This is a genomic window from Candidatus Aquiluna sp. IMCC13023 (assembly GCF_000257665.1).
Classification (GTDB): Bacteria; Actinomycetota; Actinomycetes; order Actinomycetales; family Microbacteriaceae; genus Aquiluna.
The window spans coordinates 419,591-438,170 of record NZ_AJKR01000002.1; the positions used below are offsets into that span (position 1 = coordinate 419,591).

20 protein-coding genes and 2 tRNA genes are annotated in these 18,580 nt (G+C 51.8%); 17 read left to right on the plus strand and 5 right to left on the minus strand.

Annotated features, from left to right (window positions below; genetic code table 11):
- Nucleotides 1-7 precede the first annotated feature (7 nt).
- The 6 genes from IMCC13023_RS03040 (at nt 8) to IMCC13023_RS03065 (ending at nt 4,921) form a co-directional block, all read left to right on the plus strand.
- On the plus strand, nt 8-1,036 hold the full coding sequence (locus IMCC13023_RS03040; RefSeq protein ID WP_007541117.1) for a 3-isopropylmalate dehydrogenase: 1,029 nt from the start codon (nt 8-10) through the stop codon (nt 1,034-1,036).
- Nucleotides 1,037-1,048: 12 nt separating this feature from the next.
- Nucleotides 1,049-2,134: a branched-chain amino acid aminotransferase gene (locus IMCC13023_RS03045; protein WP_007541119.1), complete on the plus strand. Its 1,086-nt coding sequence runs from the start codon at nt 1,049-1,051 to the stop codon at nt 2,132-2,134.
- 4 nt (nt 2,135-2,138) lie between these two features.
- Nucleotides 2,139-2,891, plus strand: a complete 753-nt coding sequence (locus IMCC13023_RS03050; protein ID WP_040324861.1) for a fumarylacetoacetate hydrolase family protein — start codon at nt 2,139-2,141, stop codon at nt 2,889-2,891.
- A 16-nt stretch (nt 2,892-2,907) separates the two neighbouring features.
- Entirely contained in the window at nt 2,908-4,413 is a 1,506-nt protein-coding gene (gltX, locus tag IMCC13023_RS03055) for a glutamate--tRNA ligase (RefSeq protein ID WP_007541123.1), read from the plus strand.
- Between the two features lie 30 nt (nt 4,414-4,443).
- Nucleotides 4,444-4,518, plus strand: a tRNA-Gln gene (locus tag IMCC13023_RS03060).
- A 19-nt stretch (nt 4,519-4,537) separates the two neighbouring features.
- On the plus strand, nt 4,538-4,921 hold the full coding sequence (locus IMCC13023_RS03065; RefSeq protein WP_007541125.1) for a hypothetical protein: 384 nt from the start codon (nt 4,538-4,540) through the stop codon (nt 4,919-4,921).
- A gap of 8 nt (nt 4,922-4,929) precedes the next feature.
- Here the strand turns inward: IMCC13023_RS03065 and IMCC13023_RS03070 are convergent, their stop codons facing one another.
- Complete coding sequence (locus tag IMCC13023_RS03070) at nt 4,930-5,571, minus strand: MBL fold metallo-hydrolase (protein WP_007541127.1); 642 nt, start codon at nt 5,569-5,571, stop codon at nt 4,930-4,932.
- A gap of 54 nt (nt 5,572-5,625) precedes the next feature.
- On the opposite strand from IMCC13023_RS03070, the gene IMCC13023_RS03075 reads away from it, so the two are divergent.
- Nucleotides 5,626-6,519 (plus strand): diacylglycerol/lipid kinase family protein, encoded by an 894-nt coding sequence (locus IMCC13023_RS03075; protein ID WP_007541130.1) that lies wholly within the window; start codon nt 5,626-5,628, stop codon nt 6,517-6,519.
- Nucleotides 6,520-6,564: 45 nt separating this feature from the next.
- Nucleotides 6,565-6,637, plus strand: a tRNA-Glu gene (locus tag IMCC13023_RS03080).
- A 48-nt stretch (nt 6,638-6,685) separates the two neighbouring features.
- On the opposite strand, the gene IMCC13023_RS03085 is transcribed toward IMCC13023_RS03080, so the two are convergent.
- Nucleotides 6,686-7,924, minus strand: a complete 1,239-nt coding sequence (locus IMCC13023_RS03085) for an MFS transporter (protein WP_007541132.1) — start codon at nt 7,922-7,924, stop codon at nt 6,686-6,688.
- 56 nt (nt 7,925-7,980) lie between these two features.
- On the opposite strand from IMCC13023_RS03085, the gene leuC reads away from it, so the two are divergent.
- Genes leuC through IMCC13023_RS03115 form a run of 6 tightly spaced genes read left to right on the plus strand, consistent with a single transcriptional unit; the run spans nt 7,981 to nt 14,159 of the window.
- The gene (leuC, locus tag IMCC13023_RS03090) at nt 7,981-9,396 is read left to right on the plus strand and encodes a 3-isopropylmalate dehydratase large subunit (protein WP_007541134.1); all 1,416 of its coding nucleotides are present in this window, start codon (nt 7,981-7,983) and stop codon (nt 9,394-9,396) included.
- Nucleotides 9,396-9,998: a 3-isopropylmalate dehydratase small subunit gene (gene leuD, locus IMCC13023_RS03095; protein ID WP_007541137.1), complete on the plus strand. Its 603-nt coding sequence runs from the start codon at nt 9,396-9,398 to the stop codon at nt 9,996-9,998. Before leuC ends, leuD begins: the two co-directional genes overlap by 1 nt.
- Entirely contained in the window at nt 9,999-11,315 is a 1,317-nt protein-coding gene (murA, locus tag IMCC13023_RS03100) for a UDP-N-acetylglucosamine 1-carboxyvinyltransferase (protein WP_007541139.1), read from the plus strand. It abuts the gene before it with no gap.
- Between the two features lie 5 nt (nt 11,316-11,320).
- Nucleotides 11,321-12,088 (plus strand): lysophospholipid acyltransferase family protein, encoded by a 768-nt coding sequence (locus IMCC13023_RS03105; protein WP_007541141.1) that lies wholly within the window; start codon nt 11,321-11,323, stop codon nt 12,086-12,088.
- On the plus strand, nt 12,085-13,083 hold the full coding sequence (locus tag IMCC13023_RS03110) for an NAD(P)H-dependent glycerol-3-phosphate dehydrogenase (protein ID WP_007541143.1): 999 nt from the start codon (nt 12,085-12,087) through the stop codon (nt 13,081-13,083). Before IMCC13023_RS03105 ends, IMCC13023_RS03110 begins: the two co-directional genes overlap by 4 nt.
- A complete protein-coding gene (locus tag IMCC13023_RS03115) occupies nt 13,083-14,159 on the plus strand; it encodes a D-alanine--D-alanine ligase family protein (protein WP_050816717.1) in 1,077 nt (358 codons plus the stop codon). Before IMCC13023_RS03110 ends, IMCC13023_RS03115 begins: the two co-directional genes overlap by 1 nt.
- Here IMCC13023_RS03115 and IMCC13023_RS03120 read toward each other — a convergent pair.
- Entirely contained in the window at nt 14,156-14,602 is a 447-nt protein-coding gene (locus IMCC13023_RS03120; protein ID WP_040324863.1) for a DUF3515 family protein, read from the minus strand. The genes IMCC13023_RS03115 and IMCC13023_RS03120 overlap by 4 nt on opposite strands.
- 23 nt (nt 14,603-14,625) lie before the next feature.
- On the opposite strand from IMCC13023_RS03120, the gene thiL reads away from it, so the two are divergent.
- The gene (gene thiL / locus IMCC13023_RS03125) at nt 14,626-15,627 is read left to right on the plus strand and encodes a thiamine-phosphate kinase (RefSeq protein ID WP_007541149.1); all 1,002 of its coding nucleotides are present in this window, start codon (nt 14,626-14,628) and stop codon (nt 15,625-15,627) included.
- A 3-nt stretch (nt 15,628-15,630) separates the two neighbouring features.
- Here the strand turns inward: thiL and dapD are convergent, their stop codons facing one another.
- Nucleotides 15,631-16,581, minus strand: a complete 951-nt coding sequence (gene dapD, locus IMCC13023_RS03130) for a 2,3,4,5-tetrahydropyridine-2,6-dicarboxylate N-succinyltransferase (RefSeq protein WP_007541151.1) — start codon at nt 16,579-16,581, stop codon at nt 15,631-15,633.
- Nucleotides 16,582-16,611: 30 nt separating this feature from the next.
- On the opposite strand from dapD, the gene dapE reads away from it, so the two are divergent.
- A complete protein-coding gene (dapE, locus tag IMCC13023_RS03135) occupies nt 16,612-17,685 on the plus strand; it encodes a succinyl-diaminopimelate desuccinylase (protein WP_007541154.1) in 1,074 nt (357 codons plus the stop codon).
- 71 nt (nt 17,686-17,756) lie between these two features.
- Entirely contained in the window at nt 17,757-17,930 is a 174-nt protein-coding gene (locus tag IMCC13023_RS07200; protein WP_081478834.1) for a DUF3117 domain-containing protein, read from the plus strand.
- Here the strand turns inward: IMCC13023_RS07200 and IMCC13023_RS03140 are convergent.
- Complete coding sequence (locus IMCC13023_RS03140) at nt 17,920-18,561, minus strand: O-methyltransferase (protein ID WP_007541159.1); 642 nt, start codon at nt 18,559-18,561, stop codon at nt 17,920-17,922. The two genes, IMCC13023_RS07200 and IMCC13023_RS03140, sit on opposite strands and share 11 nt — an antisense overlap.
- Nucleotides 18,562-18,580: the final 19 nt, after the last annotated feature.

An 18,580-nucleotide genomic window follows, 5' to 3' on the forward strand; every position in this document is an offset into this window, starting at 1 on the left:
AGGCTTTTTGAACCAGATAAACCTTGCCGTAATACCCGGAGATGGCATTGGCCCGGAGGTAACTTCCGTTGCCCTGGAGTGCCTAACAAAAGCGCTTGGGGAAACCAAACTTGAGGCCACCACTTACCCGTTCGGGTCGGACCGGTATCTCTCTTCTGGCGAGGCTCTCACGAACGAAGATCTTGAGGCACTTGCTTGTCACGACGCGATCTTGCTTGGAGCAATCGGAGACCCACGCGTTCCATCTGGGGTTTTGGAGCGAGGGCTACTACTAAAGCTTCGATTCAGCTTTGACCATCACATAAATTTGCGCCCCTCGAAGCTGTTTCCCGGGGTGATATCTCCCTTGACTAAGGCCAAAGATTTGGATTTTGTTGTCGTGCGGGAGGGCACCGAAGGTCCCTACGTTGGAAACGGCGGGACTGTGCGCGAGGGTACCGAGCACGAAGTTGCCAATGAGGTTTCGGTAAATACCGCCTTTGGCATTAGAAGAGCCGTTGAGTATGCCTTTGAGCTTGCTTCTAACCGCGAGGCCAAGAAATTGACACTGGTTCATAAAACGAATGTGCTTGTTCACTCGGGAAAGATTTGGCTGCGGATGGTCGAAGAAGTTTCGGCTCATTATCCGGCAGTGACTCATGACTACATGCATATTGACGCTGCGACCATCTACATGGTTACCGACCCGAAGCGTTTTGACGTGATTGTCACTGACAACCTTTTTGGAGACATCATCACTGATCTTGCGGCGGCAATTTGCGGCGGTATCGGACTGGCCGCGTCCGCCAATCTAAATCCGACGGGCTTATTCCCATCCATGTTCGAACCGGTTCATGGTTCGGCACCAGACATAGCCGGAAAAAATCTGGCGGACCCAACTGCGGCCATCCTTTCCGCAGCTTTAATGGCTCATACTCTCGGTTACATCGAGGCAGCCGAAAAAATAGAAAAAGCCGTTAGCGCTGATTTGCTAGAACGCGGTGATGAACCGCGCTCCACTGATCAGGTAGCCAAGGCAATAATTGCGAGAATTTAGAAAAGGTCAACCATGGATTTCAAAGTAACCAAAAATCAAAGTCCAACGCCTGATTCCGAGCGCGAGGCAATAATTGCCAATCCCACCTTTGGAACGCACTTCTCGGACCACCAGGTAGTTATTGTCTGGGAAAAGAGCAAGGGTTGGCACTCGCCCGAGGTTTTGCCCTACGGGCCAATTTTGATGGACCCATCTTCTGCGGTGCTGCACTACGGGCAAGAAGTCTTTGAGGGCATCAAGGCATATCGGCATCAAGATGGTTCGATCTGGACTTTCCGCCCGGACAAAAATGCACTTCGCTTGCAGCGTTCGGCAAAGCGCATGGCGCTGCCGGAACTTCCTGCCGAGCTTTTTGTTGAGTCGCTACGGCAGCTGATTGCGGTGGATGGTGCTTGGGTGCCTCAGCCAACCGGCGAAAAAACCCTTTACTTTCGACCCTTTGAAATTGCTGCCGAAAACTTCCTCGGAGTCAGAGCTGCCGAGCGAGTTGAATTTCGCGTGATTGCTAGTCCAGTTGGGCCGTACTTTACCGGCGGCCTAAAGCCGGTATCCATCTGGATCGCTCTGGATAGCGCTAGGGCTGGAAAGCATGGAACCGGTGAGGCAAAGACCGGTGGAAACTATGCAGCGAGCCTCTTGGCTCAGCAGGAGGGCCAGGCCCAGGGTTGCTCCCAGGTTATGTATCTAGATGCAGAAACCTCTACCTACGTCGAAGAACTCGGTGGCATGAACCTGTTTTTTGTTTACAAGGACGGCTCAGTGGTCACGCCACCCTTGGACGGAACTATTCTCCACGGGATTACCAGAGACTCGATTGTCGCTCTTTTGAAAGACTCTGGCCACGAGGTTCAAGAGCGCAAGATCACCCTTGCTGAAGTCCGCGAGAGCATCCTGTCCGGGGACATCACAGAGGTCTTTGCCTGCGGTACCGCAGCGGTGGTTACACCGGTTGGGTTATTCAAATCACGAGAGGAACAAATTCTAATCGGGAACAACGAACCGGGTGCTTTGACTATCGCTATGAGAGAAGAGTTGACCGGCATTCAGTACGGAACCGTCAAAGATCGCCACAACTGGATGCATAAGCTGGCAGACTAAGTACGTGCAAATTGTTAGAGCGTTACACAATGGAGAAACCCGCCACGGAATGATGTCCGAGGGCCAGGTTGTTTTTTATCTTGGCGACCCAATCTTGGGAGCAGAACTTGGAACAGAATCAGCCCCACTTTCATCCGTGAGGCTACTTGCCCCGGTCGCGCCCGGGAAAATCGTTTGCATCGGGATGAATTATCGAGCACACGCCGCAGAGATTTCAATCGATGTTCCAGACGAGCCACTTATCTTTTTTAAGCCAACAAGCGCGATCATTGGACCCGAGGATGCAATTGTCTTGCCACGACAGTCCGATCAGGTTGAGCTTGAGGTTGAGCTAGCAATTGTGATCGGCAAGCAGGCGAAAGAAGTCAGCTACGACGAGGCTAAAAATCACATCTTTGGATTCACTGTCGGGAACGACGTCACGGCAAGAGACTTGCAATTTTCCGATACTCAGTGGGCCAGGAGCAAAGGTTTCGATACATTCTGTCCTCTAGGGCCTTGGATCGAGACCGAGCTGGACACTAGTTCCTTGAAGCTTGAATCTCGAATCAACGGGCACTCGAGGCAGCGCTCGAAGAGTTCCGACATGATCACCGATGTTTACGAAATAGTTTCCTATGTCAGCAAAAACCTGACCTTATTTCCGGGGGATGTAATTCTTACTGGCTCACCCGCCGGGCTAGCTCGCATTGAAACTGGTGACCAGGTCGAATGTGAAATCACCGGAATCGGTGTCTTGCACAACCCAGTCTCCTAAAGGTAGTTCGAAAAACATGACGCTAATAACTGCTCCAACCACCACCGCCACCGGCTCAGACATTAGAGTCCGGTTTTGTCCGAGCCCTACGGGAACTCCACACGTTGGCCTGATTCGAACGGCCCTATTCAACTGGGCTTACGCCAGAAGAACCGGTGGAAAATTCATTTTTCGCATCGAAGACACTGATGCATCTCGGGATTCCGAGGAAAGCTATGGGCAGCTGGTTGAAGGTTTGCGGTGGCTTGGTATCGACTGGGACGAAGGAATTGACACCGGAGGTCCAAACGAGCCTTATCGACAGTCGGAACGCGGGCATATCTATCAAGAGGTAATCGAGAAGCTGAAGTCTTCCGGTCACCTTTACGAGAGTTTCTTGACCGGCGAGGAAATTGAGCAGCGAAACATCGCCAATTCCAGAGCGGTTCAGCTTGGCTATGACAACTCGGAGCGGGACCTATCAGAGGAAAATCGCCAGGCTTATCTCAGTGAAGGACGTAAGCCAGCGCTTCGGTTGAGAGTGCCAGACCAGGACATAACTTTCGTGGACCTAGTTCGCGGCGAAATTACCTTTCCCGCTGGGTCTTTCCCTGACTTTGTCTTGGTGCGACCGGGTGGTGCCCCTCTTTACACGTTGGTGAACCCTGTTGACGATGCCCTGATGGGTGTCACTCACGTGCTTCGTGGCGAAGACCTTCTATCCTCAACGCCCAGGCAGATAGCTCTATACAACGCGCTTGTCGAAGCTGGCGTCGCAACTTTCATACCGCGATTTGGTCATTTGCCGTTTGTTATGGGGGAGGGAAATAAGAAACTTTCCAAGAGAAACCCAGAGAGCAACTTGTTTTTACATCGCGATCGAGGGTTCATACCAGAGGGACTGCTGAACTACCTGGCCCTACTCGGATGGTCAATATCTGCGGATCGCGATATCTTCAGCCTTGACGAGCTTTGCGAAAACTTCGAAATCGAAAATGTAAACCCGAACCCTGCGCGGTTTGATCAAAAAAAGGCGGATGCAATTAATGCCGCCCACATAAGGCTTCTGACCGATGAAGATTTCGTAGGACGAATTTTGCCGTATTTGCAGTCGGCCGGAGTAATTCAGGGAGAACCAACTGCCAGGCAGCTTGAGATATTGAGCGCTGCTGCTCCACTAACCAAAGAGCGAGTAATCGTGCTGGGCGAAGTGCCGGCGATGATTGAATTCCTTTTTATTGATGTGGCCGACTTGAAAATTGACGAAGATGCTTCGAAGCAGCTGCCTGAAAATGCAGCAGAAATAGTGGCGGCGGCAAAAGCTTCACTTGAAAGCATTGAGGATTTCACCACCGAAGCTATCCATCAGGCATTGAGTGACGCTCTGGTCGACGGCTTAGGCGAGAAGCCCAGAAATGCTTTTGGGCCCGTTAGAACAGCAATCAGCGGCAGGAGGGTAACCCCGCCTCTTTTTGAGTGCATGGAGATTCTCGGGAAAGAGCAAAGCCTTGCTCGACTAGAGGCATTCGCCCAATCCCGCTAAGATAGGGCATCGGGCCTTGGGTTCGACCCTTGGGGTATGGTGTAATTGGCAACACGGATGATTCTGGTTCATTTGTTCTTGGTTCGAGTCCAGGTACCCCAGCCAGTAACTACTGGAGGAAAAAATGCTTGATGCGTTTTCCTCCAGTTTTTTGGTTCTTGCCTATCTCGCAGCAGCTTTATTCCATTTCGCAATTGCCCTTGGCGCGCCACTGGCGGAATATGTTCAGGGTGAAAGTCCAAATGGCGAGCTGCGCTTTTCACGCCGAGCACTGAGCCTTGGGCTCTTTTTTGTTTTCATGGCGATTGTCGGCCACTACTTGGCGCAGTTGGGTTTGTTCATGCCCATCCTGGATGTTGCCGGAAATGCGGTGGTGAATTGGGTTCTGGTTGCCATCGCCACAGCGCAAGCCTTAATTGCAAATACTGCTAAAAACCTAAAGCAAAAGAAGCTCTGGTCTGGACCGACGGTCGCAATGTTGCTGGCTGCAATAATTGTCGCCTTCTAGCTAGGGTCCTAGACTTCTACTTCCAGGCTTTGACCCGGCTTGAGAAAAACGAAGTTACCGCCGTTTTTCTTGGTAACCTCGCCGATCCTGTGATTGTAAAGCTCGTGGCCATTGTCGCTAAGTAGCTCATTGTGAGTGGGGAACAGTGTTTCTGGCTTCACTGCGGAAATAAAGTCCATGACGTCAGCAATTTTGATCCAAGGAGCGCTGGTCGGACAGGCTAAAACTTTAACTTTGTTCTCCGGGATCGTATAGCTGTCTCCCGGGTAGTAGAGAGTCCTGTTCACCGTGACACCGGTGTTTTGAATCAAAGGGATGCTTCGGTGAATCTGTTCGTGTAAGTCTCCGGAAAAATCAAGTTCAAAGCCCGAAACCTCGAAGTGGTCGCCGTGGTAAACGACCTGGACCGGCAGATCGGCTAGTTTTTGGGCGACCTCAGCGGGACCAAAAATTTGAGCGTCTGGGTTTTCAAGCATGATTTTTTCAACGTGGGGCAGGTAACTGTGGTCTTCGTGAATGTGGGTGAGGCAAATTGCGACCACATTCTTGAACCCTGGAAGCTCGCTTGAATAGTTGCCCGGGTCGACAACAACGATTTTCGAATCGATTTCTATCGACAAAAGTGCATGGTCAAACTTGGTAATTTTCATCTCGACTCCTTGGCTTCAGTCTATGTTTATGTAATTGAAAGTTAGGAAGTGTCGATGAAGCCACTCGGAATTATTGTGAACCCTAAAGCCAATCGTGGGGGAGCAGAGATTATTGGCGAGCAAGTATTTGAGGCATTCGCAAAAGCCGGTATTGCTGTAATCAATCTTTCTGCCGCCACAGCCTTGGAAGCGAAGAAGAAGGCCGAGGAGTTAATTCGGTCTCAAGAGATATCCGCATTAGTTGCGGTCGGCGGGGACGGAACCACCCAGCTCTGCGCTGGAATAGCCGTGCCAAATCAAATACCACTGGGCATAATCCCAGCAGGGTCTGGGAACGATCAAGCTCGTGAGCTGAACATTGACCTGACCAACATTCCGGCAGCGGTCAAGAACATCTTGGATTCGCTTGACGCCCCAAAAAGAGTCGACGCGATGAAGGTCAGCGTTTCCGGAAAAGAAATTTGGTCGATCGGCTCAATTTCAGCTGGCTTTGATGCGCTATGCGCCACACGGGCCAATTCGCTTCGTTGGCCAAAGGGCCCTAATAGCTACATCGCGGCACTATTGCTTGAACTTCCGTCTTTCAAGGCCATTGAATACCACCTGGATGTCGATGGTGAGAAGCGCGTGATTGAGGCGATGCTGTGCGGAGTTGCGAATGTGAAAAACTTTGGCGGCGGCATGATGATCTCACCGAACTCGAACATCACCGATGGTGAGCTGGAAGTTTTTATTCTGCACAAGGTTTCAAGAGCGCGCCTACTTCGTATATTTCCCACTGTCTACAAGGGCAATCACCTAAGGTTTCCCGAGGTTGAAATCTTCAAGGCGAAGTCAATAAAAATTAGCAATGAAAACTACCCTGTGACCTGTGATGGAGAGCTTGTGGGCAATGCCCCGTTCTCCACAGAGGTCCACCCTGGAGCACTTCGGCTACTCACCAGATAGATTGCCAATAGGGGGTATTTATGGCAGACTTCTCAAGTTGCAAACGGCTCCATCGTTTAGCGGCCTAGGACGCTGCCCTCTCACGGCAGTAGCGCGGGTTCGAATCCCGCTGGAGTCACAAATTCTCGCTTCCAAGGGTTATTAATCTTGGGAGCGAGTTTTTTTGTTAGCGCCACTTCTTTGAGTAGCTGGTGGCCAGAGTGATAAACACCACTGGCACTAGTGCAGCAGCGTTCAGGCCCCCGAAGGTAAACATCGTCAAGATGATGCCTGATATTGCTCCACCAAAGGCCCCCGAGAGGTTCATCAGCGAGTCGCTAAACCCCTGAACCTTGCTGCGCTGTCCGGTAGCAAGAGTTTCGCTTAGCAGTGCGCTAGCTGCAACGGTGGAGGCCGACCAGCCAACACCCAACAAGAAAAGCCCTAAAACTACGGCGTAAAACTCTGACTGCCAAAATCCTGAAACGGCCAGCGAAGTCAAAGAAATAAACTGCCCGGTGATCACAATTCTGATTGCACCGAATTTGTCGGTCAGCCAGCCAAAAACTGGCGCCAATGAATACATACCGGCGACGTGCAGCGATATTGTGAAGCCAACGTCCGCTAGCGAGTGACCCTCGGCGTTTAGATGAGCCGGGGTCATCGACATCACTGAAACCATAACCATGTGGCTAAGCGCAATTGTCAGCACCGCATAGCCGGCAAGCGGGAATTCTCGAACAACTTCCAGGGCATCTTTTAAACTTGCGTTTTTTTGCTTCGGGTCGAGCCCAGCGATGTCTCGGGCAACAATCAGAGGGTCTGGGCGCAGTCCGAACCAGAAAACCAGAGTTGAGCTCAATTGAGCCGCGATGGTAAACAAGAAGGGGCCTGCCAAATGCGGCATTCCGAGCCAAAGGCCAAGTGTTTCGCCGGGTGCGATCAGGTTTGGTCCTATCACCGCACCCAAAGTTGTGGCCCAAACCACCAGTGATAAGTCTCTGCCCTTCGGTTTGCCGGTCGGAATATCTGCCGCCGCGAAACGCGCCTGCAGTGACACCGCCGAACCGGCACCCAAAAACAGCAGCGCAACAATTTCGACCGGGAAAGACTGTGTGTAGGTTGCCAAAATCATCATTGCAGCGCCCAGAATGGCCAAAAAGGCCCCAAAGGCCAAGGAGACTCGGCGACCGCGCTTGAAAGCAAGGTTTGCAAGTGGGATTGCCACTGCCGCGGAACCCAAAGTGCTTAGGGTTGCAGCCGCTCCAGACCAGGCGGTGGTTCCGGAAAGTTCAACTGCCAGAAGAGCGCCAACCGACAGCGTCGCTCCAAGACCAAAACCACCCAGAGCTTGGCCGAGCGAAAGAACCTTTACGGTTCTTTTCTGGAGGGAGATAAGTTGCTCTTTGCTAAAGTCCTGCACCATCAAAGATTAGCCCTTTGCGATAAACTAAGTGCCTACGCAATCGCGAGGTGATTTAGGTGTCTAGTAAGCCATTGACTTTGGCAGAGAAACTGTGGCGAGACCACTTGGTTTTGAAGGGTGAAAACGGTGCTCCGGATCTTTTATATATCGATCTGCATTTGATCCATGAAGTAACTAGCCCCCAGGCTTTTGATGGGCTTCGGCTAGCCGGACGAGATGTCAGGCGCAGAGACCTGACAATCGCTACTGAAGATCACAACACCCCGACACAGGACATTCACCTGCCAATTGTGGATCCAACCTCTAGGGCGCAGGTTCAGGCCTTGAGGGATAACACTCGAGATTTCGATATTCGTATTCACTCGCTCGGCGATAAAAACCAGGGCATAGTTCACGTTGTTGGTCCGCAGTTGGGGCTAACAATGCCGGGACTGACCGTTGTTTGTGGCGATTCGCACACTTCAACTCACGGCGCCTTCGGGGCACTGGCGATGGGCATTGGAACAAGCGAAGTTGAGCACGTTTTGGCAACCCAAACTTTGCCGCTGCAGCGATTTAAGACTATGGCTATCAATGTCGAGGGCACACTCCGAAAGGGCGTTAGCGCCAAGGACATTATTCTGGCTGTCATTTCTAAAATCTCAACCGGTGGTGGCCAAGGTTACGTTCTTGAGTATCGCGGAAGTGCGATTAGGTCATTGTCCATGGAGGGTCGCATGACCATCTGCAACATGTCGATTGAGGCAGGCGCTAGAGCTGGAATAATCGCGCCAGATCAAGTTACTTTTGACTACCTCAAGGACAAGCCTCACGCTCCTCAAGGTACAGATTGGGATCAGGCGCTCAAGGACTGGAGCGAACTTACAACTGACCCCGATGCGGTTTTCGATGCTGAGGTCTTTATTGATGCGGATACCTTGGATCCTTTTGTCACCTGGGGCACGAATCCCGGTCAGGGCGTCTCACTCATGGACAGCATTCCAGACCCGGACAGCTTCGATGATCCGAGCCAAAAGGCTGCCGCAATAAAGGCTCTGGCCTACATGGACCTGAAGGCCGGAACGAAGATGAAAGACATTGCGGTTGACACGGTCTTTTTGGGTTCCTGCACGAACGCAAGAATTGAAGACCTTCGGGCAGCAGCAGACATTATTCGCGGCCAGGTGATGGCACCGGGGATTCGCATGATGGTGGTTCCCGGTTCTCAAAAGGTGAGACTTCAGGCTGAAGAAGAGGGCCTAGACAAAGTTTTCGTTGACTTTGGCGCAGACTGGCGATTTGCCGGTTGTTCAATGTGCTTGGGTATGAACCCGGATCAGCTTGCTCCGGGGGAGCGCGCAGCTTCCACTTCGAACCGAAACTTTGAAGGCCGGCAAGGCAAAGGCGCAAGAACCCACTTGGTTTCCCCGATGGTAGCTGCGGCAACCGCAATCAGAGGGACACTTTCTTCCCCTGCAGACTTGGAGCAGTAATGGAAAAAGTTACTCAGTTCACCGGCACCGGCATGCCGCTAAAGATAAGCAACGTCGATACTGATCAGATCATCCCCGCGGTTTTCTTGAAGCGAATAACCAAGACTGGATTTGAGGACGGGCTATTTGCTAACTGGCGCCAGAACCCTGATTTTGTTCTAAATAACCCTAGTTACCAAGGCGCTGAAGTTCTTGTGGCCGGATCTGACTTTGGAACCGGCTCTTCAAGAGAGCACGCAGTTTGGGCCCTCAGGGACTACGGATTCAAGGCAGTATTTAGTTCCAAATTCGCAGACATATTTCTTGGAAACTCCGGCAAGCAGGGCTTAATCGCCGGGGTCATCACCGACGCCGACACCGAAACTCTCTGGGGGCACATCGAGGCAAATCCCGCTGCCAAAATAACCGTCGACCTTCCAAGCCAAGAAATTCGAGTCAACGAAGTCGTGATTCGATTTGAGATTGATGAATATACTAAGTGGCGTCTGACTGAGGGACTTGACGATATCGGAATAACCCTCCAGAGTGAAGATGCGATAGCGGCCTACGAGGCCAAAAGAGAGTCCTGGAAACCCAAGACTCTGCCAGCCAAGGGAGTTTGATTGAGCCTGATTAGGATCGAGGGCGGCAAGCCTCTAAAAGGCAGGGTCGACCTAAAGGGCGCCAAGAACTTGGTCACCAAGGCCATGGTCGCAGCGCTTTTAGGCGAAACCCCTTCGACACTTTTAGATGTCCCTCATATTTCCGACGTAGAAGTTGTTGAGAGACTTCTCAACCTTCACGGCGTAACAATCACTCATGATCCCAAAACCGGTGACATGACACTGGACCCCTCCAATGTTGAGCAGGCAAGAATCGTTGACATTGACGCCCACGCCGGCTCGTCTAGAATTCCAATTCTGTTTTGTGGTCCGCTGCTCCATCGCCTAGGAGAAGCCTTTATACCGGGTCTTGGGGGCTGCGAAATCGGTGACCGACCAGTTGATTTTCACTTTGATGTTCTTAGACAGTTCGGCGCTGTAATTGAGAAGCTTCCCACTGGAACTCGACTCAGCGCTCCAGACGGGTTAATCGCCGCAAAAATAGACCTCCCATACCCATCGGTTGGTGCTACCGAGCAGGTTCTTCTTTCAGCCACAACTGCCAAGGGCCTGACAGAACTTCGCGGTGCAGCCATTGAACCCGAGATCATTGACCTGATTGCAATCCTGCAAAAGATGGGTGCAATTATCTCGGTTGATACCGATCGCGTTATAAGGATCGAGGGCGTAAAACAGCTCAAGGGCTACACCCACAAAGCATTATTCGACCGGAACGAGGCTGCTTCTTGGGCTGCCGCAGCTCTTGCCACCAAGGGAGATATCTTCGTTGGTGGTGCAAAGCAAATAGAAATGATGACATTTCTAAACACCTACCGAAAAGTAGGCGGTGAGTTTGAGATTGAACCTGCCGGAATTCGCTTTTATCACCCCGGCTCAGAACTGCAGCCGGTCGTAATCGAAACAGATGTTCATCCGGGGTTCATGACTGACTGGCAACAGCCTCTGGTTGTGGCCCTCACACAGGCTCAGGGCCTGTCGATTGTGCACGAGACGGTTTATGAAAACCGGTTTGGCTTCACCGAAGCACTTGTCAAAATGGGTGCCCAAATACAGATTTATCGGGAGTGCCTGGGCGGTAACCCCTGCCGTTTTGGTCAGCGAAACTTCAACCACTCTGCGGTTATCTCTGGTCCGACTCCGTTGCGCGGCGCAGACATTCGGGTCCCTGACTTACGCGGTGGCTTCTCTCACGTCGTTGCCGCTCTTGCTGCCGAAGGAACTTCAAATGTTTCGAACGTTCAATTGATTTCAAGGGGCTACGAGCGCTTTATCGACAAACTTCAAGATCTCGGGGCCGACTTTCAGATTGAAGGTTGAAACAAATGACTTCATCATCGGCATCGAAAAAGTTTGAAGACCAGAGAAACTGGCAGTTCAGGCTGGTAGCCGGTCTCATGGCTCCCGTGCTTCGTTTGTTTTTCAATATAAAAACCTCAGGCATGGAGAACTTGCCAAAGGGTGGCTACATTTTGGTTGGGAACCACGTCAGCTACTTGGATCCATTTGCATTTGCCTACTCTGTCTACATCCACATGAAGCGAGTTCCGCATTACCTAGCCAAAGAGTCGTTATTTAGGATCCCAGTAGTGGGAAAAATTCTGCCAAAAGTCGGTCAGATCCCCGTTTATCGTGGAGGTAAGTCCAATGAGGAGCCGCTTCGAGTAGCCAAGGAGTATTTGGCAGCCGGGCAGGTCGTCATAGTGTTCCCGGAGGGAACGCTGACCAGGGATCCGGACCTATGGCCAATGCGCGGTAAGAGCGGTGCAATTAGGCTCGCGCTTGAGCTTGGACTGCCGGTTGTGCCAGCTGCGCACTGGGGCGTCGAAAAAGTACTTGGCAACTATTCCAAGAAGTTTCGACCAAACCCCTTCCATACCGTTCGAGTCATAATAGGCAAGCCGATCTATTTTGAGAAGCCCAAAAAAGATGTCCTCACCGCAAAGGAACTGGGCGAGGCTACTGACAGAATTATGCGCGAAGTTGCAAAGCTTGTTGGTCAGATGCGAGGTAAAACTCCTCCTGAAAAACTGTGGGACCCAACCGATAAAGGCCAGACTCAAACTGGGAACTTTAGAAAAGACGTCAAATGAAAATCGCAGTGATGGGTGCTGGTAGCTGGGGCACAACCGTGGCCAAGGTCATTGCCGATGGTGGCAATGATGTCGTGCTTTGGTCGAGACGCCAGGACCTCGCCGATGAGATTAATGAAACTTCCAGAAACGGCGATTACCTCCCGGGCGTTGATTTACCAAAGGCGCTGACTGCGACCTCGGACCTAGAAACCGCGCTGTTAAATGCCACTCAGATCTACATAGCTATTCCATCTCAGTCACTTCGAGAAACCTTGGGTCAATGGAAAGAGCTGATCCCTGAGGGTGCAACTGTAATTAGCCTTATGAAGGGGCTGGAGCAGTCAACCGGTGCTCGCATGAGTGAAGTTATTCATCAGGCTACAAATGTTCCTGAATCGCAGATAGCGGTGCTTTCTGGTCCCAACCTAGCCCTTGAAATTGCCCGCAAAGATCCAGCGGCAGCTGTTTGCGCCTGTGAGAATCAAGATCGGGCGGTTGAGGTTGCAAGGGTTTGCTCGAACCAGTACTTCACAGTGTTTACCAATCAAGACCTAGTTGGCACCGAACTCGGTGGAGTTCTTAAGAATCTAATTGCTGTGGCCATAGGTATTGTTAGCGGCTTGGGATACGGTCAAAACACAAAGGCTTCAATTATGACCAGGGGTCTAAGCGAAATAACAAACTTCGCGATTGAGCGCGGCGCCAGGAGAAGAACCATGTTCGGCCTAGCTGGTCTCGGCGACCTGATTGCAACCAGTGAGTCCAATCTTTCCCGAAACTTCAGGGCAGGGGAGATGCTCGGTAAGGGCTATAGCAAGGCCGAAGTTCTCCGTCGCATGCAGCAAACTGCCGAAGGCCTAAGTTCTGTGGAGCCAGTTTTGGAGATTGCCCAGAGACTGGGTATAGACATGCCAATAGTGCAGCAGGTCAGCGACGTACTAAACGGGGTTATGAAGCCGACCGATTTTGGTCAGCAGCTAAACCTTGCCGACGAAATTGAGATGGAGTTCTAATGCAACGGATAGCCCTAATCTATGGAGGAGAGTCAAGCGAGCATTCAGTCTCCTGTGTGACTGCACTGGGTGTATTCACCGCCATCGATGATACAAAGTACGAGATTATCCCGGTTGGTATTACCAAAACTGGACGTTTTGTCCTGGAGCCGGTCAACCCCGAATGGAAACTGGAAGACTTTCCTGAAGTCAGCGAAGATTCACCGGAATTATTGCTACCACTTGGCGGAGGCGAGCTTCGAATGGCCTCAGGTATTTCTCTTGGAAAAATTCACCTGGCATTTCCGGTTTTGCATGGTCCAAATGGAGAGGATGGCTCAATCCAGGGCCTGCTCCAGCTTTGTAAGATTCCATACGTGGGCAATGGCGTGATGGCCTCAGCGCTGGCGATGGACAAGGTGCAGGCGAAGGCCCTGTTTCGCGATGTCGGATTAGCAGTTGCCTCGGAAGAGGTAATTACGAAGCAGCAGTGGGCAGAGTCAAAAGGCGCCTGTTTGACTCGCGCTAAAAAAATTATGAAGCCAGATGCCTTTGTTAAGCCCTCCAGGTCAGGTTCGTCGGTTGGCGTAAGCCTTGTTCTGAAAGAAAAAGAGCTTGAGGCTGCTATTGAGCTTGCATTGAGCCACGATCAAACCGCCATGGTGGAAAGACGCGTCTTAGGCCGAGAAATCGAGTGTTCAGTTCTAGAAATGCCAAACGGCGATCTTCAGGTTTCGAAGGCCGGCGAGATTCTTGTCACCGGAAGGCCTTTTTATGATTACGACGCCAAATACCTCGGCGCCGGTGCAGAACTTGTAATCCCAGTAAAACTAACGGCCAAGGACGCATCAGCGTTGGCGAAGGCTGCGAAGGCGGCATTTCGAGCTCTTGGTTGCAAGGGGCTCGCGAGGACTGATTTCTTCCTAACCAAAAAAGGCTGGGTCATTACCGAGGTAAACACCATGCCGGGGTTCACTCCAATTTCTATGTATCCGGCGTTATTTGAGGCAAGTGGAATCGATTATCAAGAATTGGTTGAGATTCTGATTCAAGATGGCTTTGGCGAACAGGAACAAGCTCAAGAAGAAGCCAATTAGTTAGCCAGCGCGGTGCAGACCTTTGTTCTTGGCAGGACGCTCATTGCTTGAGACAGACCCTCGAGGGTGGTTATTCCGCTGGCAACCTCAGAATCGACTATAACTTCTACCGCCGGAATAGTGGCGTAGGAAATAAATCTATATTTGGGGGCTTCGCTTTCATCGACCAACCAGTCCGTTGTACCTGCGGTTACGCAAGGTAGCGCCGAGACTTCGACCGTCTCCAAACCGCAGCGAAGCAGAATAGCCGCGGGATTTCCCCAGGCGGCCGTGGCTTGAGCATTGGTGTAGCGGAGTTGATTTTCTCCGAGCATATCCGGCAGCCTCACGCTTACATCAGCGCAATTTGGGTTATTTGAATCTTCCGCGGCCTCAAGATTTACCGCTTGTGTGCAACCGGACAGCAAAACCAACAAAAACATCGAGATAGTAAATATGCGCATTGAAATAAGGCTAGCGTTGCTGTGTGAATAATGACGGCCAAAAGATTATTGAGATCGGTGAAACCGAGGCTCTTAGAAGGGCACTGAGCGTTTTCAAACCGGTTGCCACCACGCTTGTTGGCCCAGGAGATGATGCTGCGGTTATAAGCGTTAGTGATTCTCGAGTGGTTATTACCACTGACACGATGGTGCAAGATCATGATTTTAGGCTTGACTGGTCTACTGGCTTTGACATCGGCTACAAGGCGGTCACGAGCAACATTGCAGATCTAGTGGCAATGGGAGCGGCACCAAGAGCCCTTACTGTCGCACTGGTTGTAACCAAACAAACACCTCAGGCCTGGCTTGAGGATTTTGCTTCCGGACTGCAATCGGCATGCGACCGGCATGCCCCGGAATGTCAGATTGTCGGGGGAGACCTGGCATCTGGGGAGCAAATAGTCATTGCGATAGCCGCCCACGGAGACCTTGATTCCAGACAGCCGATACTTCGCTCGACAGCTGAAGTGGGCGACCTAATAGTGATTGCTGGAACGCTAGGGAAGGCCGCATGTGGGCTCGCTCTACTTAGCTCCAACGATGAAAGCCTGTCGGCTAGCTATCCGGATATTGTGAGTATTCAGCTTCGACCAGTGCCGGATTTCGCGCTCGGTTTGGAGTTGGCAGCGGTGGCATCCTCGATGCTAGATGTCTCAGACGGATTATCTCTAGATGCTGGAAGACTCGCTTCTAGTTCAAATGTCAGCATGAACATAAAAAAAGAGCTACTTGAGGGCTACGCGGCAATTCTCGAGCAAGCGGCGCAATCTATTAATTCTCGAGATTCCGAAGCCGCACCGGTTTCCGAGTGGGACTGGATTCTTCACGGAGGTGAAGACCACTGCTTCTTGGCCACGGTTTCGCCGACGGCCGCCTTACCTCGGGGCACAAAAGTCATTGGCGAGGTAATTGCCAGGGGTGACAGCGACGTTTATCTAAGCGGTCAACCGCTTGGTCCAAAGGGCTGGGATTCCGTTACCGGATAGCGCTCAGGCGTGCAGCTCTGAATTGAGAGAGACCCCAACGCCTTGACGAGCAATAGCCTCCACCGCACCTGTTAGTGAGTTTCTTCTAAACAGCAAGCCAGCCAAGCCGCTTAGCTCAGCGGCCTTAACGGTTTCGGTTTTACCCTCAACTATCAAGATGACTTTCGTCCCTGCCGTCACATAAAGCCCAGCCTCCACGATGGAGTCATCTCCAATAGAGATTCCGATTCCGGAATTTGCCCCAAGCAGTGCTCGCTCACCGATGGAAATTCGGTGGCTACCACCACCGGACAAAGTGCCCATAATCGACGCTCCGCCGCCAACATCGGAGCCATCGCCAACAACTACGCCCTGCGAAATTCGACCCTCAACCATGGAAGCACCAAGAGTTCCCGCGTTGAAGTTCACGAATCCCTCGTGCATCACGGTGGTGCCCGGAGCTAAATGAGCGCCGAGCCTAACTCTGTTCGCATCCGCTATTCGAACCTTTTTGGGAACCACGTAGTCGACCAGGCGCGGAAACTTATCGATCGAGTGAGCAATAACTCCGTGGCGTCTTAGTTCCAGCGTTCTTGCTTCAAAGTCTGCTAACTCCATGACACCAAAATTAGTGAAGGCTACGATCGGCAAGTTTGGTATTAGCCCATCTAGGTTGATTGAGTTGGGCTTCACCAAGAGCTTGGACAAGAGGTGCAAGCGCAGATAGGCATCGGCGGTTGATTCAACCGGGTTGGTTAGATCTATCTCAACTCGAATAACCTCAAGGGTCAGATTGCGGAGCTCATCCGGACCGGCTTTGAGGTCTAAATCCTTTGGTGGAAACCACTGCAGGTCTGACATCGGTGCTTCACCGAGGCAAGGCTCCGGGAACCAGACGTCAAGCACGGTTCCGCTTGGGGATTTAGAGGCCAGACCGTGTCCCCAGGCCTTTTGGTTACTTTGCGCATCACTCATTGGAACCAGAATACAGGTACCCTTAACGACATGTCAGCCTTAGACCCTACTCAGACGCTCGTCGAACTCACCATGGCGATTTGCGATATCGAGTCAGTCTCATCGAATGAAGCAAAGCTTGCCGATGAGATCGAGCAGGTTTTGGCCACGGCTTCGCATCTATCGCTTACTCGCGATGGCAACGCGATAGTGGCAAGGACCAATCTGAACCTTGACACTCGAGTCATCATTGCCGGGCATATCGACACCGTCCCCGTGGCGGAAAACCTACCCACAAGGCTTCATCACTTTGAGCGGGAGCAAGTGATTTTTGGCCGTGGAACAGTGGACATGAAGGGCGGCATCGCAGTTATGTTGAAGCTTGCGGTGGCGATCCAGCAGCCTAAGTTTGACATCACTTGGGTTTTTTATGACAACGAAGAAGTGGCTGCCGACCTAAATGGACTTGGGAGACTTGCTAGCAGCCATCCGGAACTATTGACCGGAGAGTTCGCGGTTTTGTGCGAACCTACCAGCGCGATGATTGAGGGCGGATGTAACGGCACGGTTCGGGTTGAAGTTAGAACCGTGGGCATCAAGGCCCACTCCGCACGACCCTGGATGGGTAAAAACGCCATCCACGCACTCGCGCACTCACTGAATATTTTGAACGACTACCAACCAGCAACGATTACCGTCGATGGGCTTGATTACAAAGAAAGCTTGAGTGCGGTTTTAGTAAGCGGTGGCATCGCAACAAACGTGATTCCCGATGCCGCGGTGCTAACCGTGAACTATCGCTTCGCGCCCGATAAGTCAGCCGCCCAAGCCATCTTGCACCTTGAAACTTTGTTTAACGGCTTTGAGGTTGTTGTTACGGATCAGGCCGAAGGAGCCAGGCCCGGCTTGAATTTGCCAGCAGCAGTTGATTTCATCGCCGCCATCGGCACTGAGGTCAGGCCGAAGTATGGCTGGACCGATGTTGCCAGGTTTTCCGCGATGGGAATACCGGCAGTGAACTACGGCCCAGGGGATCCTTCACTGGCTCACGCCGACAACGAAAATGTGCCGGTTGGGCATCTTATTGACGTAGAGGCTGGACTTAGGGCCTGGCTCAGCCTGTAGATAAGTTGGCGCTTCGGTGCGAAGTCTGGGATAATTATGTTTTCCAAGACGAATCCAAGGAGTCTAACCTCATGGCAGCAATGAAGCCTCGCACCGGTGATGGACCTATGGAAGCCGAACGCGAAACAAGGGGACTAATTGTCCTGAGGGTTCCACTAGAAGGCGGCGGCCGCCTAGTTGTTTCGGTAAACGACACCGAAGCCAAAGAGCTTTTTAAAGTCCTTGAGGGCGTAGTTAAGAAATAACTTCTGGTTTTCTAACTGCAACCAGCAAGCCATCCCCAAGCATTGAGATGCTCGAGATAAATTCTTCAGACTCTTCAAAGACTCTAACTACCGAGCGCATTGCCGATGTCTCATCGTCCCTTAGCGCTGGGTTTGGGACCCTGTCACGCCATAGCGCATGAGAGATTACAATCGCACCCGAAGGCCTCACGAGCCCAATGGCTTGAGGCAAAAGCTGCTCTAGGTCAAACGGCTCAATGTCCAAAAACACCAGGTCGTAAGCGGCCTCTGTCATGTTTGCCATGACGGCCGCAGCCCTTCCGGTTATAACCCGTGCTCTACTCGCAGGGATATTCGCTAATTGAAAGTTGGTTCGAGCCTGATTTTGATACTCGGGCTCATCATCGATGGTGGTTAGGGTGCTGGTTTCTGAGGCACTTAATAACCACAGTGCAGAAACGCCAGCACCGGTTCCAGCCTCTACTATATTTTTTGCCTCGAGCATCGCTGCAATTGATGCGAGTCCAGCTCCGGTTGCGGGAGTTACTGACTCAACTCCAAGCTGCTCGGCACTGTTGCGGGCAACAGTAATGTGATCCGGTTCGCGGTTGAAATTCTCTGCGTATTTCCAGCTTGAAATCTTGTCTATCATCTTGACCCTAAGCATAGGA

Bases quoted from the DNA above. Each gene is read 5' to 3' on its own strand.
- IMCC13023_RS03045 (WP_007541119.1), top strand. From the start codon at position 1,049: ATGGATTTCAAAGTAACCAAAAATCAAAGTCCAACGCCTGATTCCGAG.
- gltX (WP_007541123.1), top strand. From the start codon at position 2,908: ATGACGCTAATAACTGCTCCAACCACCACCGCCACCGGCTCAGACATT.
- IMCC13023_RS03065 (WP_007541125.1), top strand. From the start codon at position 4,538: ATGCTTGATGCGTTTTCCTCCAGTTTTTTGGTTCTTGCCTATCTCGCA.
- IMCC13023_RS03070 (WP_007541127.1), bottom strand. From the start codon at position 5,571: ATGAAAATTACCAAGTTTGACCATGCACTTTTGTCGATAGAAATCGAT.
- IMCC13023_RS03075 (WP_007541130.1), top strand. From the start codon at position 5,626: ATGAAGCCACTCGGAATTATTGTGAACCCTAAAGCCAATCGTGGGGGA.
- IMCC13023_RS03085 (WP_007541132.1), bottom strand. From the start codon at position 7,924: ATGGTGCAGGACTTTAGCAAAGAGCAACTTATCTCCCTCCAGAAAAGA.
- leuD (WP_007541137.1), top strand. From the start codon at position 9,396: ATGGAAAAAGTTACTCAGTTCACCGGCACCGGCATGCCGCTAAAGATA.
- IMCC13023_RS03105 (WP_007541141.1), top strand. From the start codon at position 11,321: ATGACTTCATCATCGGCATCGAAAAAGTTTGAAGACCAGAGAAACTGG.
- IMCC13023_RS03110 (WP_007541143.1), top strand. From the start codon at position 12,085: ATGAAAATCGCAGTGATGGGTGCTGGTAGCTGGGGCACAACCGTGGCC.
- IMCC13023_RS03115 (WP_050816717.1), top strand. From the start codon at position 13,083: ATGCAACGGATAGCCCTAATCTATGGAGGAGAGTCAAGCGAGCATTCA.
- IMCC13023_RS03120 (WP_040324863.1), bottom strand. From the start codon at position 14,602: ATGCGCATATTTACTATCTCGATGTTTTTGTTGGTTTTGCTGTCCGGT.
- dapD (WP_007541151.1), bottom strand. From the start codon at position 16,581: ATGAGTGATGCGCAAAGTAACCAAAAGGCCTGGGGACACGGTCTGGCC.
- dapE (WP_007541154.1), top strand. From the start codon at position 16,612: ATGTCAGCCTTAGACCCTACTCAGACGCTCGTCGAACTCACCATGGCG.
- IMCC13023_RS07200 (WP_081478834.1), top strand. From the start codon at position 17,757: ATGGCAGCAATGAAGCCTCGCACCGGTGATGGACCTATGGAAGCCGAA.
- IMCC13023_RS03140 (WP_007541159.1), bottom strand. From the start codon at position 18,561: ATGATAGACAAGATTTCAAGCTGGAAATACGCAGAGAATTTCAACCGC.